This is a genomic window from Curvibacter delicatus NBRC 14919, assembly GCF_001592265.1.
GTDB lineage: Bacteria > Pseudomonadota > Gammaproteobacteria > Burkholderiales > Burkholderiaceae_C > Hylemonella > Hylemonella delicata.
On sequence record NZ_BCWP01000018.1, the window covers coordinates 62,935 to 78,162 of the forward strand.

Here is a 15,228-nt window from a genome sequence, read left to right on the forward strand (position 1 = left end):
CGGCGCGTCACCCCCTCCAGGGGGCAACACCAGTGGCCCGGCGAAGCCGGCTCCACGGTGTTCCGCGCATGGGTACCCAAACGCACTAACGAATCAAGCTGAGACCCCTCTATGCAATTCCCGGAATCCTGGCTGCGCGAATTCTGCAACCCGACGCTCTCTACCCAGCAACTGGCCGATACCCTGACCATGGCGGGTCTCGAAGTGGAAGAGCTGCGCCCGGTGGCGCCGCCGTTCACCAAGATCGTTGTCGGCGAGATCAAGGAAGCTGTGCAGCATCCCAACGCCGATCGCCTGCGCGTCTGCCAGGTGGATGTGGGGCAGGGCAGCTTGCTCAACATCGTCTGCGGCGCGCCCAATGCGCGCTTGGGCATCAAGGTGCCGTGCGCTCTTGTTGGCGCGGAACTGCCGCCCGGTGACGATGGCAAGCCCTTTCTGATCAAGCTGGGCAAGCTGCGCGGTGTGGAAAGCCAGGGCATGCTGTGCTCGGCACGCGAACTGAAACTGTCCGAAGACCATGGCGGCCTGCTGGAGCTGGCTGCTGATGCGCCCATTGGCCAGGACATCCGCACCCATCTGAATCTGGACGACATGCTCTTCACGCTGAAACTGACGCCGAACTTGGCACACTGCCTCAGCGTCTACGGCGTGGCCCGTGAAGTGGCCGCGCTGACCGGTGCGCCGTTGAAAGCGCCGAGCTTCCCGCCAGTGGCCGTGGGCAATACCGACAAGCTGCCGGTGAAGGTGAGTGCGCCTGACCTGTGCGGCCGTTTCTCCGGCCGCATTGTGCGCAACGTGAACACCCAAGCTGCCACACCGCAGTGGATGGTGGACCGCCTGGCCCGTTGCGGCCAGCGCAGCGTGACGGCGCTGGTGGACATCTCCAACTACGTGATGTTCGAGTATGGCCGCCCGTCGCACATCTTCGATCTTGACAAGATTCACGGTGCGCTGGACGTGCGCTGGGGCAAGCCGGGCGAACAGCTCAAGCTACTCAACGGCAACACCGTCACGGTGGACGGCGAAGTGGGCGTGATTGCCGATGATGTGCAGGTCGAATCGCTGGCCGGCATCATGGGTGGCGACGCCACCGCTGTGTCGGATGACACGAAGAACGTTTATGTCGAGGCCGCCTTCTGGTGGCCCCGTGCCATTGCCGGCCGTTCGCGCCGCTACAACTTCGCTACCGATGCTGGCCACCGTTTCGAACGCGGTGTCGACCCGCAACTGACGGTGGAGCACATCGAGCGCATCACCCAGCTCATCATCGACATCTGCGGCACGCCCGACACCGTGTGCGGCCCCATCGACGACCATCAGGTCAAGATGCCGCAAGCGCAGCCGGTGACGCTGCGTGCGGCGCGCGCGGCCAAGATCATCGGCATGCCGGTGACACAGGCACAGTGCGCGGATGCGCTGGCCCGCCTGGGCCTGCCGTTGACGCAGACGGACGGCAGCATCACCGTGACACCGCCGTTGTACCGTTTCGACCTGCAGATCGAGGAAGACCTCATTGAAGAGGTGGCGCGCATGGTGGGCTACGACAAGCTGCCGCACACGCCGCCGCAGGCCCCCGTGGTGGCCAAAAGCCGCCCAGAGGCGCAACGCAGCCAGTTTGCCGTGCGCCGTTCGTTGGCCGCGCAGGGCTATCAGGAAACCATCAACTACAGCTTCGTCGAGGAGCGCTGGGAGCATGAACTCGCCGGCAACCCGGATCCGATCAAGCTGCTGAACCCGATCGCCAGCCAGATGAACGTCATGCGCTCTTCGCTGCTCGGTTCGCTGTTGCAGGTGCTGAAGTTCAACCTGGACCGCAAGGCCTCACGCGTGCGCGTGTTCGAGTTGGGGCGGGTGTTCCTGCGCGATGTCTCGGTGAAGAACAGCGACACCACGGTCGAAGGCTTCGACCAGCCGATGCGCGTGGCCGGTATGGCTTGTGGTGCGGTGGATGGCCTGCAGTGGGCAGGCAAGGAGCGCAGTGTCGATTTCTACGACGTCAAGGGCGATGTTGAGGCCTTGCTGTCGCCGCTGAAAGCCACATTCGAGCCGGCAACGCATCCGGCCATGCACCCGGGCCGCTGTGCCAAAGTGCTGCTGGGTGGCCAGACCATCGGTTTTGTCGGCGAGTTGCACCCGCGCTGGCGCCAAGGTTATGACCTGGCCGTGGTGCCGGTGATGTTCGAACTGGAGCTCGATGCCGTGCTGCAACGCGGCGTGGCCGCTTTCAGCGGTGTGGCCAAGCACCAGCCGGTGGAGCGCGACATTGCGGTCATCGTGGCCGAGTCGACCAGCCATGCGGCCCTGATGCAGGCCATCTGGGCCGCGCCGACGCAGGGGCTGCTGCGGGATGCGATACTGTTCGACGTCTACCGGGCCAAGCCGGGAGCGGCATCGGCCGGCTTGGGCGAAGGCGAGAAGAGCCTGGCGGTGCGCCTCACGCTGAATGGCGAAGAGGCGACGCTGACCGAGGAGCAGATTGAATCGGCCGTGCAGGCCGTGCTGGGTCAGTTGGCAAGTCAGTTGGGCGCGCGCCTGCGGGCCTGAGCCGGGTCTGGAACATCAAAAGCAACAAGAGACAGCAGACATCATGGAAATCACGGTTGAAAGTCTGGAAACACCGGCGCTGACCAAGGCGCAGCTGGCAGAGCTGCTGTTCGAACAGATCGGGCTGAACAAGCGCGAATCGAAGGACATGATTGACGCCTTCTTCGACCTGGTGGCGGACAGCCTGGTGGAAGGCCATGACGTCAAGATTTCCGGCTTCGGCAATTTCCAGATCCGGACCAAGGCACCGCGTCCCGGCCGCAATCCGCGCACCGGTGAAGCGATTCCGATCGAGGCCCGCCGTGTGGTGACGTTTCACGCCAGCCACAAGCTCAAGGAACAGATCCAGGAAGAAGGGCGTACGCCTCCGGCGGCCTGAGATCAACAGTCTGCGGGTTGGGGCCGATTTCGTGCAAACAGGCTTTGCATCCGGCCTCGACTTAGAGTAACCTTGCAGCTTTCTCTCGTACAGCATTGATTTCAATGGAGAAAGCGCTCCCTCCCATCCCCGCCAAACGCTACTTCACCATCGGTGAGGTCGGTGACCTGTGTGGTGTCAAGCCTCACGTGCTACGGTATTGGGAGCAGGAATTCACGCAACTGCGCCCGATGAAGCGGCGTGGCAACCGCCGTTATTACCAGCACCACGAGGTGCTGATGATCCGCCGCATCCGCGACCTGCTCTACGACCAGGGCTTCACCATCAGCGGCGCGCGCAACAAGATGCAGGAATTGCTGCAGGTCGAGCGCGAAAAGAAGCGCAACGGTGAGGTCCAGCTGGACGGCGTGGATGTCCTGGAGATGAACGCTGACGACGACATGGCCGACTTCGTCGACAGCCAGCCGGATGACTTGTCGATGGTGGACGCGGACAAACTGTATCTGGTGCGCCGTGAGCTGTCGGAAATTCGGGATTTACTCTCTGCGCCTTGAAGAATCAGGCCATTCTGCAGGGTATAATGCAAGGCTAGATCGGTGTGTGGCGCAGCCTGGTAGCGCACTTGCATGGGGTGCAAGGGGTCGAAGGTTCGAATCCTTTCACACCGACCATCAATCAAAAAGGGTTGGCAGGAAATTCCTGCCAACCCTTTTGTCTTTTCTGCCCGTGTCGGCAGTCAAATGATGGGCCTGATCCTTTACCAGGGAATCCGCGGGAACCCTGCCAGGTACCACAGGATGAAGGCGGGGATCAGCACCGGCAAGGCCATGCCGACAAAGGCCACGGCCGTCATCAGAAACGTGCCGATCTGACTGAGCCAATCGCGTGACAGCTCAATGAGATCAACGTTCCAGAAGTGCTGTTGCCGTTTCATGTTTCAACCTGTTGCCGATGGGCGGAATGACGTAAGGTATCACGCCACCATGTCGTATTTGAACCTGAATTGTTTCAATTTGATACGCCGAATTGGTGGGTGAAAACGGCTCACGTGCACGGTTCAGACGATGTCCACATCGTGGATCTGGAACTGGCCTCGACGTCGGTCGGCGAAAAAGTGTTCCAGGGTTTCCTTCACCGTCCGGAAGGCGATTTCGTCCCAGGGGATTTCATCTTCGGCATAAAGCTGGGCTTCGATGGTTTCAAAGCCGGGATCGAACTGGTCGCTCAGCAAACGAGCCCGGTAGAACATGTGAACCTGGCCGACACGCGCGACATTGATGATGGTGAACAGACCTTCCAATTCGATCTGCGCACCGGCTTCCTCATGGGTTTCGCGTGCGGCGCCTTGTGCCGTCGTCTCGCCCAGTTCCAGAAACCCGGCCGGGAGTGTCCATTTGCCAAAACGCGGTTCGATGTTGCGCTTGCACAGCAGGATCTTGTCGCCCCAGTACGGCACGGTGCCCACCACATTGAGCGGGTTCTCGTAGTGGATGGTGGCGCAGGCCGGACAGATGGCGCGCTCCTTGGTGTCGCCATCGTCGGGGATGCGGTAGACCACGGCGACGCCGCAATTGCGGCAGTGTTTGATCGGGCTGCGATGCATGGTGAACGGAGTGTATAAAAGAAAAGGGCTCCGGATGACGGAGCCCTGAAGAAGCCGGTGGCAGGGAAGGCTGATTCTTCCCCGGGTCAGACGACCTTGAGTGTGATCGGCTCCAGGCCAGCCACGCCGCCGCTCAAGGTGTCACCGGGCACCACCGCCGCCACGCCTTCCGGGGTGCCGGTGTAGATCAGGTCGCCCGGGCGCAGTTCCCAGGCCGTGCTCAGGTGTTCGATGATTTCGCCGATGTTCCAGATCAGCTTGCTGACCGTGCTGCGTTGCCGGTCCTGGCCGTTGACCTGCACGTAGATTTCGGCATTCTCCACATCACCAGCCTGCGCTGCCGGCGTGATGGGGCCGATCGGCGCGGCTTCGTCGAAGGTCTTGCCGATGCACCAGGGGCGGCCGAGCTTCTTCTGTTCGCCCTGCAGGTCCCGGCGCGTCATGTCCAGGCCGACGGCGTAGCCGTAGATGTGCTTCTTGGCATCTGCCGCCTTGATGTTCTTGCCACCGGTGCCGATGCAGGCCACCAATTCGATTTCGTGGTGGAAATCCTTGGTCAGGCTCGGGTAGTGCAGGGTGCCGGTCTGGCCGGCTTCCAGTACCAGGCAGGTGTCAGCCGGCTTGATGAAGAAGAAGGGGGCCTCGCGGCCGGTGAACCCCATTTCCTTGGCGTGTTCCACGTAGTTGCGTCCCACGCAGTAAATGCGATTGACCGGAAAACGATCCTTGCTGCCGACCACCGGCACGGACACGGGGGCGGGAGGCGTGATGACGTAGCTCATGAAAACCTTTCTTCCTTGTGGATGCCCTGGGCCTGTGGCACCGAGCGGTCTAAAAAACGGAAAAGCACGCCACCTTTTCTTCGCAGCAAGCGCAGGGCATGCCAAGACACGGAGAGGGCGTCCTTCAAACGTAAATCGTACAGGACGCACGAGCCCTTCGGTATACGCAATTCCCGCCGCCGCCATGGAACGGCACACCTTAGACAGTAGGGCCTGGCAGCACGTTCGGCACGGGCAAGCGGTCTTGAACGGAGGCCGGCCCTGCGCGATGTACCGAGGTCAGCTGGCGGATGGCTTGCGTCAGCCCCAGGTAATCGAATATCGTGAAGATCGCCGGTCTGAAATGAAAACCGGGTGGTCGTGCCGTAGTCCAGCGGCCAGTGCCACTGCGGCCATACGGTAGGTGACGCCGCCCAGATGTGCCGCGTCGTCTTTGACAGGGTTGTTTTCAATAGGTACGCACACGATTTGCGCGCCCGGACATCGGGAAAACCCGATGCAACGAGCGCCTAGACTGACACCATGCCCAAGAGCTTCGACTACAAGCATGCACCTGGCCACCTGATCCGGCGCGCGCATCAATTTTCCTATGCGGTTTTCATGGAGGAGACGGCGGCATTTGACGTCACGCCGGTGCAATTCGCCATTCTGAATGCCTTGATGGATACGCCGGGCGAGGATCAGGTCACGCTGGCCGGTCGGGTGGCCTTTGATGCGGCCACCTCCGGTTCGGTGATCGGGCGGCTGGAGGCCAAGGGCTGGGTGCGGCGCGAAGCCGACGCGCAGGACCGGCGCCGCAAGTTGCTGTGGGTGACGCCCGAGGGGGAGCAGGCGGTGCAGGGCATGAAGCGCGCCGTGGCCCGCGCGCAGGCAAAAATCCTGGAGCCCCTTGATGCGCAGGAGCGTGCCCAGCTCATCGCCTTGCTGGACAAGCTGGTGTCAGGCCACGAAGGCGGAGCCTCAGGCTGATTTGGCCAGCAGTTCGAAGTGTTCCACCACCGGCGGGGTGGCGAAGAAGGGGCCTACGATGGCACGCCATTCGGCAAAGGCCGGCGACTGGCGGAAATGCACGGTATGGTCTTCCAGCGTGTCCCAGAAGATCATCAGGACATAACGCTCCGGGTGCTCAATGCCCTTGTTGACCTTGAAGCCCTGAAAGCCCTTGGCCTGGCTGATCACGGTCTGCAGTCCGCGCTGGATGGCTTCATCAAAAGCCGTCTGCTGGCCGGCGTGGATGCGGATGTCGGCAAGTTCGAGAATCATGGGAAGGGCTCTCCAAGGTAAAGGTTTTCCGGCCTGCGAGTCTACGTCAGCGCCCGGGGCTCCAGCCGAACAGCTCACGTCTCGGTGTTGAGCATGTCCGGTGTGAAGAAGCGCAGTGTGTTGCGGCCAGCGCCCTTGGCGCGGTACATGGCCAGGTCGGCTTGTTTGAGCAACTCGTCGCCACTGGCCGCCTGACCCAGGAACAGGGTGGCGCCAATGCTGGGGGTGCTTTGGTAGATGTGGTCCTTGATCTCGTAGGGCTGGTTCAGGGTTGCCATGATCTTGTCGCCGACCAGGGTGGCCTCTGCGGTGGCCTCTTCCAGGCGGGGGCTGAGTTCCTGGAGCAGCACGACGAACTCGTCACCCCCCAGGCGGGCCACGGTATCGGCCTGGCGCACGCAGTGCTGCAGGCGCTGGCCAACCTGCTGCAGCAGCAGGTCGCCGTAGTCGTGGCCCAAGGTGTCATTGAGCTGCTTGAACTTGTCCAGGTCGATGAACAGCACAGCGCCATGGTGCTGGCTGCGGCTGCTGGTGGCCAGGGCCTGTTCCAGCCGGTCCTGCAGCAGCCGGCGGTTCGGGAGTGCGGTCAGCGGGTCGAAAAAGGCCAGTTGATGGATTTCCTCCTCGGCCGCCTTGCGTTCAGTGATGTCGTGCAGCGTGGCGACGTAGTGGCTCACGGCATTGTTGTCGCCCCGCACGGCAGTGATGGTGGCGGACTCCGGGTAGATTTCGCCGTTTTTGCGGCGGTTCCAGATCTCGCCTTTCCACACGCCTGTTGTCTGCAGGCGGGTCCACATCGCGGCGTAGAAGGCATTGTCGTGGCGCCCCGAACTGCGAAAACGCGGGTTCTTGCCCACTGCCTCGGCTGCGGTGTAGCCGGTGATGGCGCTGAAAGCGCTGTTGACGCGCAGGATCAGGCCATCGGCGTCGGTGATGAAGATGCCTTCCTGGGTTTCGAAGGCGGTGGCCGCAATGCGCATTTCGGCCTCATTGCGTCGCCGTTCGCTGATGTCGGAGAAGATGACCACCGTGCCCGTGAGCTGCTCGGCGTCACGGATCGGATGCGCCGAGTATTCGACCGGCAGCGGCGTGCCGTCCTTGCGCCAGAAGACTTCCTCGACCGACTGGATCGGCTCGCCGGAGATCGACGTCTGGTGCACCGGGCAGTCCTGTAGCGGATAAGGCGAGCCATCAGCGCGTTTGTAATGCACCAGCTCGTGGATGTTGCGACCGATGATGTCTGCCACCGCGTAGCCCAGCATCCGGCTGGCGGACTGGTTGATGAAGGGGCACAGGCCATCGCGGTCCATGCCATAGATGCCTTGGCCCGTGGATTCAAGCAGCAGCAGCCGTTCGCGTGACAGGGCTTCGCGTGCGGCTTCTTCATACTTGGCGGCCGTGATGTCCTGCACGGTGCCGGCCATCACGGCCTGGCCTGCTGCATTCAGGCTGGGGCTGCCGCGGGCATGCAGCCATTTGAGGCGCCCGTCGGCCATGCGCAGGCGGTAGCTGATATCGAACGGCACCTGGTTCTTCAAGGCGCGTGCATAGGTCTGGCCGACGCTGTGGCGGTCTTCCGGGTGCACCAGCGTGAACAGCACGCGCGAAGCGGCTTCGCCGCGCCCCCGTTCGATTTCGAGCATGCGGAACACCTCGTCCGACCAGGTCCAGCGGTCGGCGGCCAGGTCGTATTCCCAACTGCCCAGGTGGGCGATGCGCTGGGCTTCGACCAGGTGGGCGTGTTCACTGTTCAGGCGGGCTTCTGCCTGGATGCGCTGGTGCAGCGTGCGCCCGATCCAGGTCAGTGAGGCCAGCACCACCAGGCTGGCCCCTGCGCCCAGCAGCTGCAGCAGACGTTGCTGGGCGCTGATGGCGGCGTAGACCGCCTCGGGTGAGCGCGCCACCACCAGCAGCAAAGGATAAGCCACCACCCAGTGGTGGGCCCGGCCACGCTCGATGTGGTCAAACGACGAGCGGGTGATGGCGAAGCCTTCGGGCTCGCGCATGAACTCCGCCAAAAGCCGGCTGGAAAGCCGGCTGCCCAGGTACTGCGGCAGATCGCGTGAACGGCTCAGCAGGATGCCGTCGGTGGAGAACACCGACATGACGGTGTCTGCGCTGATCGCCAGCGGCTGGATGAAGCGGGTCAGCTCCTCGGGCGACAGGACAATCACGATCACACCGAGGAACTGCCCGTTCGGGCCCACGATGGGGCGCGACAACTGGATACCCCAGCGCTGGGTGAGGCGGCCCTGCATCGGTTCGCTGATGTAGAGCCGGTCGGCACCGCCATTGGCAAAGTGGCGGAAATGCGGGCGGTCGCCCAGATACATCGGTGTCCGGTAGTCGGGAACGTCGCTGCTTTCCGTGTAGCCGGTACGCCCGATCACCGTCACGCTCACGTTCAGCCCCTTGAGCGGGCCATGGCGCAGCAAGCCGACCGTGCGCATCAGGTCGGCCTTGTTCCTCAGGTAGTCCTCGCGCAGGATGAGCAGCGCGTTGTCGATGCCGTCGAGCTGCCGTACCAGGGTCTCGTCCAGGATTTCGGTCAGGTGCGTCAGGTTCTGGCTGAAATCGTCGAGGCGCTCCGCTTCGGTGCGCCGACTCTCCCACAGCACAACACTCCAGATCAGCGTCAGCAGCAGGGCGCCCAGCAGCACGAGATCCCACAGGGAGGCGCAGGCCGACAGCACAGCGCGCAGCCGGTGTGCGTAGCGCTGGACGAATCCAGGCGGATTCGCAGGAGGCGCGTCGGTGCTGGACATGTCGGTTTTCAACCCTCCATTTTACGAAGTACGGGCCCGGGTGAGCCCTGCTTTTACGGGGGCGTGACGGGGCTGTTTCCGGTTTATCCTCCATGCCATGAAGCTGCACAACTACTTTCGTTCTTCCGCCTCGTTCCGCGTGCGCATCGCGCTGGCCCTCAAGGGGCTGAGCTACGAGTACATCCCGGTGCACCTGGCGCGTGGCGACCACAAGCTGCCCGAGTACACGGGCATCTCGTCCGATGGCCTGGTGCCGCTGCTGGAAGTCGACGGCGAACGGCTGTCACAGTCCATGGCCATCATCGAGTACTTGGACGAAACCCATCCGCAGCCGCCGCTGCTGCCGGCCGATGCGCTGGGGCGTGCCAAGGTGCGGGCCTTGGCGCAATCCATTGCCTGTGAGATCCATCCCCTCAACAACCTGCGTGTGCTCAAGTACCTCATGCGCGAACTCAAGGTGGAAGAGGAAGCCAAGAACATCTGGTACCGCCACTGGGTGCGCACCGGGCTGGAGAGCTTCGAGCGGCAACTTGCCACGCTGGATGCGCAGCGCCGGCAGGCCGGACTCAAGCCTTCGGTCTATTGCTGGGGTGACACGCCCACGCTGGCCGACTGCTGCCTGGTGCCGCAGATATTCAACGGCCAACGCTTTGACGTGAACCTCGACGGCCTGCCCTTGACCATGGCGGCGTTCGACGCCTGCATGCAGCTGCCGGCCTTCCAGCAGGCGCAGCCGGCCAACTGTCCCGACAACGAGGCCTGAGTTTGTCTGCTCCGGCGCACCTGCACCCAGACTGGCTGATCCCCCAGTGGCCGGCACCGGCCCGGGTGCGGGCCGTCTGCACCACGCGCGCCGGCGGCCGTTCGCAGCCACCCTACGACAGCCTGAATCTGGGCGACCATGTGGGGGACGATATTCTGGCCGTGGGGGCGAATCGGGCCGTGCTCCATGACGCCATGGCGGCGCGGCCGGTATTCCTGTCGCAGGTGCACGGCAGCGGCGTGGTGGCGCTGGACGGCCACACCGCCCACGGCACGCAGGCCGATGCCTGCTTCACGCGTGAACGGGGTGTCGCCTGCACCATCATGGTGGCCGACTGCTTGCCGGTGCTGTTCACCGACACGCAGGGCAGTTTTGTCGCGGCGGCGCACGCTGGCTGGCGCGGCCTGGCGGGGCAGGGGGGCAGCGGCGTGCTGGAGTCGGTTTTCAAGCATTTTTGGGCTGAAGACGCCGATCTACATGCGCCGGACGCTACAAAAATAATAGCGTGGCTGGGCCCCTGCATCGGGCCGGAGGCCTTTGAGGTCGGGCCGGAGGTCAAAGCCGCGTTCGAGGCGCATGACCCGCGGGCTGCTGCCTGCTTTCGCCCCGCATCCACCGCGGGCAAGTGGCTGGCCGATCTGCCGGCGTTGGCGCGTCAGCGTCTGGCGGCGCTGGGCATCAGCCAGGTGTCTGGCAATGACGGCAGCCGCACTTGGTGTACGTTGAGCAACCCGTCACGGTTCTTTTCGCACCGGCGTGACGGTGTCAGCGGGCGCATGGCCGCCTGCGTCTGGCTGGCCTGAGCCGGCCGCGCTGTTCTCGGCCTCAGTTGCCGACGTCTGGCCGGCCCGCCAGGCCGCCAGTTCGGCGGCTTCGCGTTGCTTGCGCGCTTGGCGCCGGCCTGGCGCCCCTATCAGGTAAAGCACCAATGCCACCGGACCCACACCATAGAGTACAAAGGTGATGAGCGCACCCAGCACGGTGCCGGTGGTGTTGGTGGCTTCGGCCACCGCCATCATCAGGGCGACATAAAGCCAGCCAACGGCAATCAGTATCGGGAACATGGGGTAATCGAGGACTGTCAGTTTTTCGAAGGGGTAGGCCTGAGATACTGACAGGCAACGCGGATCAGCAGCACAAGGACGAAGCGTGACACAGGATACTCCCGAATTCTGGGCCCAGGCGGCCAAGCAGTTCCAGCAGACCTTTGGCGACAGCTGGATGAAGATGTTCCAGTCTTTCCAGGGGCTTGATCTTGGTCAAGGTGGCGTAGCAGCCCTGCCTCTGCCGGAGCACCCGGTGGGCATTGCGCCCGACAAGCTGCAGGCGCTGCAGCAGCAGTACCTGCACGACCTGGCGCAGCTGATGCAGCACGGCCCCGGCGCCGCGGCATCCACCGACAAGCGCTTTGCGGCCAAGGCCTGGGGCGACAACCCGCTGGCAGCACTCTCGGCCGCGGCCTACCAGCTCAATGCGCGCCTGCTGATGCAGATGGCCGACGCCGTGCAGGCCGACGCCAAGACGCGTGCCCGCATCCGCTTCGCTGTCGAGCAGTGGGTGGCGGCCAGTGCCCCGAGCAACTTCCTGGCGCTGAATGCCGAAGCGCAGCAAAAGGCGATCGAGACCAAGGGCGAGAGCCTGGCCAAAGGCATGCACAACCTGCTGCACGACCTGCAGCAGGGCCATGTGAGCATGACCGACGAAAGCCAGTTCGAGGTCGGCCGCAACGTGGCTACCACCGAGGGTGCCGTGGTGTTCGAGAACGAGCTGTTCCAGCTGATCGAATACAAGCCGCTCACGGCCAAGGTGTACGAGCGTCCTTTGCTGTTGATTCCGCCGTGCATCAACAAGTACTACATCCTCGACCTGCAGCCCGACAACTCGTTGATCCGCTACGCCGTGGCGCAGGGCCACCGCACCTTCGTGGTGAGCTGGCGCAACCCGGACGAATCGCTGGCGCACAAGACCTGGGACGACTACATTGAGGACGCCGCCATCCAGGCCATCCATGGGGTGCAGGCCATCAGCGGCGCGCCCACCATCAACGCGCTGGGCTTCTGCGTTGGCGGCACCATCCTGGGCACCGCGCTGGCGGTGCTGGCGGCGCGCGGTGAGAAGCCGGTGCACAGCGCCACCTTCCTCACCACCTTCCTCGACTTCGCCGAGACCGGCATCATGGACGTCTTCATCGACGAGGCCATGGTGCGTTTCCGTGAGCAAGAAATGGGGCAGGGCGGCCTGATGAAGGGGCGCGACCTGGCCTCCACCTTCAGCTTCCTGCGCCCCAACGACCTGGTGTGGAACTACGTGGTGGGCAACTACCTCAAGGGCGAAACGCCGCCGCCGTTCGACCTGCTGTACTGGAACAGCGACGCCACCAACCTGCCGGGGCCGTTTTACGCCTGGTACCTGCGCAACACCTACCTGGAAAACAACCTGGTCAAACCGGGCAAGCTCACGGTGTGCGGCGAGCAGATCGATCTGCGCCAAGTGGACATTCCGGCCTACATCTACGGCTCGCGCGAGGACCACATCGTGCCCATCGGCGGGGCCTATGCCAGCACCCGGGTGCTGCCGGGCAAGAAGCGTTTTGTCATGGGTGCCTCGGGCCATATCGCCGGCGTCATCAACCCGCCGGAGAAAAAGAAGCGCAGCCACTGGATCCGCGCCGACGGCAAACTGCCCAAGACGCTGGACGCCTGGCTTGAGGGCGCACAGGAACACGCCGGCAGCTGGTGGCCGGATTGGGCCGCCTGGCTCAAGGCACAGGCCGGCAAACAAGTGGCGGCGCCCAAGACCTACGGCAAGGGCAAGTACAAGGTGATCGAAGCGGCACCGGGCCGCTACGTCAAGCAAAAGGCGCCGTAAACAAGCTGTCACCGACCCATCAAATACTGGAGGACACCATGGAAGACATCGTCATCGTTTCCGCCGCCCGCACCGCGGTCGGCAAGTTCGGCGGCTCGCTGGCCAAGCTGCCGGCCACCGAACTCGGCTCCCTCGTCATCAAGGCGCTGTTGGAGCGTACCAAGCTCGACCCGGCCCAGGTGGGTGAAGTCATCATGGGCCAGGTTCTGGCCGCGGGCGCCGGCCAGAACCCGGCGCGCCAGGCGCTCATGAAGAGCGGCCTGCCCAAGGAAATCCCGGCACTGACCATCAATGCCGTCTGCGGCTCGGGCCTGAAGTCCGTCATGCTGGCAGCGCAGGCGGTGGCCTATGGCGACAGCGAGATCGTGATTGCCGGCGGCCAGGAGAACATGAGCGCCAGCCCGCATGTGCTGCTGGGCTCGCGCGACGGCCAGCGCATGGGCGACTGGAAGATGATCGATTCCATGATCGTTGACGGCCTGTGGGACGTCTACAACCAGTACCACATGGGCATCACGGCAGAGAACGTGGCCAAGCAGTACGGCATCACGCGCGACATGCAGGACGCACTGGCCCTGGCCAGCCAGCAGAAGGCCGCCGCCGCGCAGGACGCCGGCAAGTTCAAGGACGAAATCGTGCCGGTGAGCATTGCGCAGAAGAAGGGCGATCCGCTGATCTTCGAGAACGACGAGTTCATCAACCGCAAGACCAATGCCGAAGCCCTGGCCGGCCTGCGCCCGGCCTTTGACAAGGCGGGCGGTGTGACCGCCGGCAACGCCTCCGGCATCAACGACGGTGCTGCCGCCGTGATGGTGATGACCGCAAAGAAGGCAGCCGCGCTGGGCCTGAAACCGCTGGGCCGCATCGCCAGCTTTGCCACCAGCGGGCTGGACCCGGCCACCATGGGCATGGGGCCGGTGCCGGCATCCACCAAGGCGCTGGCGCGTGCCGGCTGGAAGGCGGCCGACCTCGACCTGCTGGAGATCAACGAAGCCTTCGCCGCCCAGGCCTGCGCCGTGAACCAACAGATGGGCTGGGACACCAGCAAGGTCAACGTCAACGGTGGCGCCATTGCCATCGGCCACCCGATCGGCGCCTCCGGCTGCCGCATCCTGGTGACGCTGCTGCACGAGATGCAGCGCCGCGACGCCAAGAAGGGCATTGCCAGCCTGTGCATTGGCGGCGGCATGGGAGTGGCGCTGACGATCGAACGCTGAGCTGGGAGGTTGAGCGTGTTTCAGGCTGCTGTGCCCCGTAGTTAATGCGCCAGCAGCTATTGAATTGATAGCATTTTTACAACGAGGAGAGCATCATGAGCCAGAAAATAGCCTACGTCACCGGCGGCATGGGCGGCATCGGCACCGCCATCTGCCAGCGCCTGCACAAGGAAGGCTTCAAGGTCATCGCCGGCTGCGGGCCGACGCGCGACTTCACCAAGTGGCTGGATGAGCAGAAGGCGCAGGGCTACACCTTTTATGCCTCGGTCGGCAACGTCGGCCTGTGGGAGTCCACGGTGGAAGCCTTCGGCAAGGCCAAGGCCGAGCATGGTCCGATCGACGTGCTGGTCAACAACGCCGGCATCACGCGCGACCGCATGTTCCTGAAGATGACACGTGAAGACTGGGACGCCGTGATCGAGACCAACCTCAACTCCATGTTCAACGTCACCAAGCAGGTGGTGGGCGACATGGTGGAGCGCGGCTGGGGTCGCATCATCAACATCAGTAGCGTGAACGGCGAGAAGGGCCAGGCCGGCCAGACCAACTACTCGGCCGCCAAGGCCGGCATGCACGGCTTCACCATGGCGCTGGCGCAGGAGTTGGCGGCCAAGGGCGTGACGGTGAACACCGTGAGCCCTGGCTACATCGGCACCGACATGGTGAAAGCCATCCGCGAAGACGTGCTCGACAAGATCGTCGGCACCATCCCGGTCAAGCGCCTGGGCCAGCCGAGCGAGATTGCTTCCATCATTGCCTGGCTGGCGTCGGAAGAGGGGGGCTACTCGACCGGTGCCGACTTCTCGGTCAATGGTGGGCTGCACATGGGATGAGCGGCTTGCGGCTGCCCTGAAAGACAAACCCCGCTGTGGCGGGGTTTGTTGTTTTCGTAGCGATGTTCGATGATGGGAAGACGGATTGCGGCCATGAGCGGACACAGTTGATCACCTCCGCAAAGCTGTCGCTGACGCACCCCTTAGTACGGAGGTGTGGGCTTCCCCCGATTCCCCGGACGGTTTGCTTAGCCCTTTAAGGATTTGCTGA

At 63.6% G+C, this 15,228-nt stretch carries 15 protein-coding genes and 1 tRNA gene; 10 read left to right on the top strand and 6 right to left on the bottom strand.

Features of this window, described 5'->3' with window-relative positions; all coding sequences use genetic code 11:
• The first annotated feature begins 111 nt into the window (after positions 1-111).
• The 4 genes from pheT (at position 112) to CDE01S_RS10325 (ending at position 3,594) form a co-directional block, all read left to right on the top strand.
• Positions 112-2,544 carry a phenylalanine--tRNA ligase subunit beta gene (pheT, locus tag CDE01S_RS10310; RefSeq protein WP_066706700.1) on the top strand — a complete coding sequence of 811 codons (2,433 nt, stop codon included), beginning with the start codon at positions 112-114 and terminating at the stop codon, positions 2,542-2,544.
• 43 nt (positions 2,545-2,587) lie between these two features.
• Positions 2,588-2,923: an integration host factor subunit alpha gene (locus CDE01S_RS10315; RefSeq protein WP_066706703.1), complete on the top strand. Its 336-nt coding sequence runs from the start codon at positions 2,588-2,590 to the stop codon at positions 2,921-2,923.
• Between the two features lie 104 nt (positions 2,924-3,027).
• The gene (locus tag CDE01S_RS10320) at positions 3,028-3,477 is read left to right on the top strand and encodes a MerR family transcriptional regulator (protein WP_066706706.1); all 450 of its coding nucleotides are present in this window, start codon (positions 3,028-3,030) and stop codon (positions 3,475-3,477) included.
• 40 nt (positions 3,478-3,517) lie between these two features.
• Positions 3,518-3,594 (top strand) — tRNA-Pro (locus CDE01S_RS10325).
• Positions 3,595-3,680: 86 nt separating this feature from the next.
• Here CDE01S_RS10325 and CDE01S_RS18485 read toward each other — a convergent pair.
• The 3 genes from CDE01S_RS18485 to CDE01S_RS10335 form a co-directional block, all read right to left on the bottom strand.
• Positions 3,681-3,857 carry a hypothetical protein gene (locus CDE01S_RS18485; protein ID WP_157077101.1) on the bottom strand — a complete coding sequence of 59 codons (177 nt, stop codon included), beginning with the start codon at positions 3,855-3,857 and terminating at the stop codon, positions 3,681-3,683.
• Positions 3,858-3,980: 123 nt separating this feature from the next.
• Positions 3,981-4,526 carry an NUDIX hydrolase gene (locus CDE01S_RS10330; protein ID WP_066706708.1) on the bottom strand — a complete coding sequence of 182 codons (546 nt, stop codon included), beginning with the start codon at positions 4,524-4,526 and terminating at the stop codon, positions 3,981-3,983.
• 86 nt (positions 4,527-4,612) lie between these two features.
• Positions 4,613-5,308, bottom strand: a complete 696-nt coding sequence (locus CDE01S_RS10335) for a fumarylacetoacetate hydrolase family protein (protein WP_066706710.1) — start codon at positions 5,306-5,308, stop codon at positions 4,613-4,615.
• A gap of 522 nt (positions 5,309-5,830) precedes the next feature.
• On the opposite strand from CDE01S_RS10335, the gene CDE01S_RS10340 reads away from it, so the two are divergent.
• Entirely contained in the window at positions 5,831-6,277 is a 447-nt protein-coding gene (locus CDE01S_RS10340) for a MarR family winged helix-turn-helix transcriptional regulator (protein WP_066706712.1), read from the top strand.
• Here the strand turns inward: CDE01S_RS10340 and CDE01S_RS10345 are convergent.
• Positions 6,269-6,571, bottom strand: coding sequence for an antibiotic biosynthesis monooxygenase family protein (locus CDE01S_RS10345; protein WP_066706714.1), 303 nt, complete (start codon positions 6,569-6,571; stop codon positions 6,269-6,271). The two genes, CDE01S_RS10340 and CDE01S_RS10345, sit on opposite strands and share 9 nt — an antisense overlap.
• A gap of 74 nt (positions 6,572-6,645) precedes the next feature.
• Complete coding sequence (locus tag CDE01S_RS10350; protein WP_066706716.1) at positions 6,646-9,336, bottom strand: sensor domain-containing diguanylate cyclase; 2,691 nt, start codon at positions 9,334-9,336, stop codon at positions 6,646-6,648.
• Positions 9,337-9,433: 97 nt separating this feature from the next.
• Between CDE01S_RS10350 and maiA the strand changes: the two genes are divergently transcribed.
• Together maiA and pgeF are read left to right on the top strand one after the other, a co-directional pair.
• Positions 9,434-10,099 carry a maleylacetoacetate isomerase gene (maiA, locus tag CDE01S_RS10355; RefSeq protein WP_066706719.1) on the top strand — a complete coding sequence of 222 codons (666 nt, stop codon included), beginning with the start codon at positions 9,434-9,436 and terminating at the stop codon, positions 10,097-10,099.
• Between the two features lie 2 nt (positions 10,100-10,101).
• Positions 10,102-10,902 (top strand): peptidoglycan editing factor PgeF, encoded by an 801-nt coding sequence (gene pgeF, locus CDE01S_RS10360; RefSeq protein ID WP_066706722.1) that lies wholly within the window; start codon positions 10,102-10,104, stop codon positions 10,900-10,902.
• On the opposite strand, the gene CDE01S_RS10365 is transcribed toward pgeF, so the two are convergent.
• Entirely contained in the window at positions 10,834-11,163 is a 330-nt protein-coding gene (locus CDE01S_RS10365; RefSeq protein WP_066706725.1) for a hypothetical protein, read from the bottom strand. The two genes, pgeF and CDE01S_RS10365, sit on opposite strands and share 69 nt — an antisense overlap.
• Before the next feature lie 85 nt (positions 11,164-11,248).
• Here CDE01S_RS10365 and CDE01S_RS10370 point away from each other — a divergent pair, with 85 nt between their 5' ends.
• The 3 genes from CDE01S_RS10370 to phbB all read left to right on the top strand — a co-directional run bounded on the left by CDE01S_RS10370 (position 11,249) and on the right by phbB (position 15,017).
• The gene (locus CDE01S_RS10370; protein ID WP_066706731.1) at positions 11,249-12,967 is read left to right on the top strand and encodes a PHA/PHB synthase family protein; all 1,719 of its coding nucleotides are present in this window, start codon (positions 11,249-11,251) and stop codon (positions 12,965-12,967) included.
• A 38-nt stretch (positions 12,968-13,005) separates the two neighbouring features.
• Positions 13,006-14,184: an acetyl-CoA C-acetyltransferase gene (locus tag CDE01S_RS10375; RefSeq protein ID WP_066706734.1), complete on the top strand. Its 1,179-nt coding sequence runs from the start codon at positions 13,006-13,008 to the stop codon at positions 14,182-14,184.
• A 95-nt stretch (positions 14,185-14,279) separates the two neighbouring features.
• The gene (gene phbB, locus CDE01S_RS10380; RefSeq protein ID WP_066706736.1) at positions 14,280-15,017 is read left to right on the top strand and encodes an acetoacetyl-CoA reductase; all 738 of its coding nucleotides are present in this window, start codon (positions 14,280-14,282) and stop codon (positions 15,015-15,017) included.
• Positions 15,018-15,228 lie beyond the last annotated feature (211 nt).

Coding starts and splice junctions, on each gene's coding strand:
- pheT (WP_066706700.1), top strand. CDS start 112: ATGCAATTCCCGGAATCCTGGCTGCGCGAATTCTGCAACCCGACGCTC.
- CDE01S_RS10315 (WP_066706703.1), top strand. CDS start 2,588: ATGGAAATCACGGTTGAAAGTCTGGAAACACCGGCGCTGACCAAGGCG.
- CDE01S_RS10320 (WP_066706706.1), top strand. CDS start 3,028: ATGGAGAAAGCGCTCCCTCCCATCCCCGCCAAACGCTACTTCACCATC.
- CDE01S_RS18485 (WP_157077101.1), bottom strand. CDS start 3,857: ATGAAACGGCAACAGCACTTCTGGAACGTTGATCTCATTGAGCTGTCA.
- CDE01S_RS10330 (WP_066706708.1), bottom strand. CDS start 4,526: ATGCATCGCAGCCCGATCAAACACTGCCGCAATTGCGGCGTCGCCGTG.
- CDE01S_RS10335 (WP_066706710.1), bottom strand. CDS start 5,308: ATGAGCTACGTCATCACGCCTCCCGCCCCCGTGTCCGTGCCGGTGGTC.
- CDE01S_RS10340 (WP_066706712.1), top strand. CDS start 5,831: ATGCCCAAGAGCTTCGACTACAAGCATGCACCTGGCCACCTGATCCGG.
- CDE01S_RS10345 (WP_066706714.1), bottom strand. CDS start 6,571: ATGATTCTCGAACTTGCCGACATCCGCATCCACGCCGGCCAGCAGACG.
- CDE01S_RS10350 (WP_066706716.1), bottom strand. CDS start 9,336: ATGTCCAGCACCGACGCGCCTCCTGCGAATCCGCCTGGATTCGTCCAG.
- maiA (WP_066706719.1), top strand. CDS start 9,434: ATGAAGCTGCACAACTACTTTCGTTCTTCCGCCTCGTTCCGCGTGCGC.
- CDE01S_RS10365 (WP_066706725.1), bottom strand. CDS start 11,163: ATGTTCCCGATACTGATTGCCGTTGGCTGGCTTTATGTCGCCCTGATG.
- CDE01S_RS10375 (WP_066706734.1), top strand. CDS start 13,006: ATGGAAGACATCGTCATCGTTTCCGCCGCCCGCACCGCGGTCGGCAAG.
- phbB (WP_066706736.1), top strand. CDS start 14,280: ATGAGCCAGAAAATAGCCTACGTCACCGGCGGCATGGGCGGCATCGGC.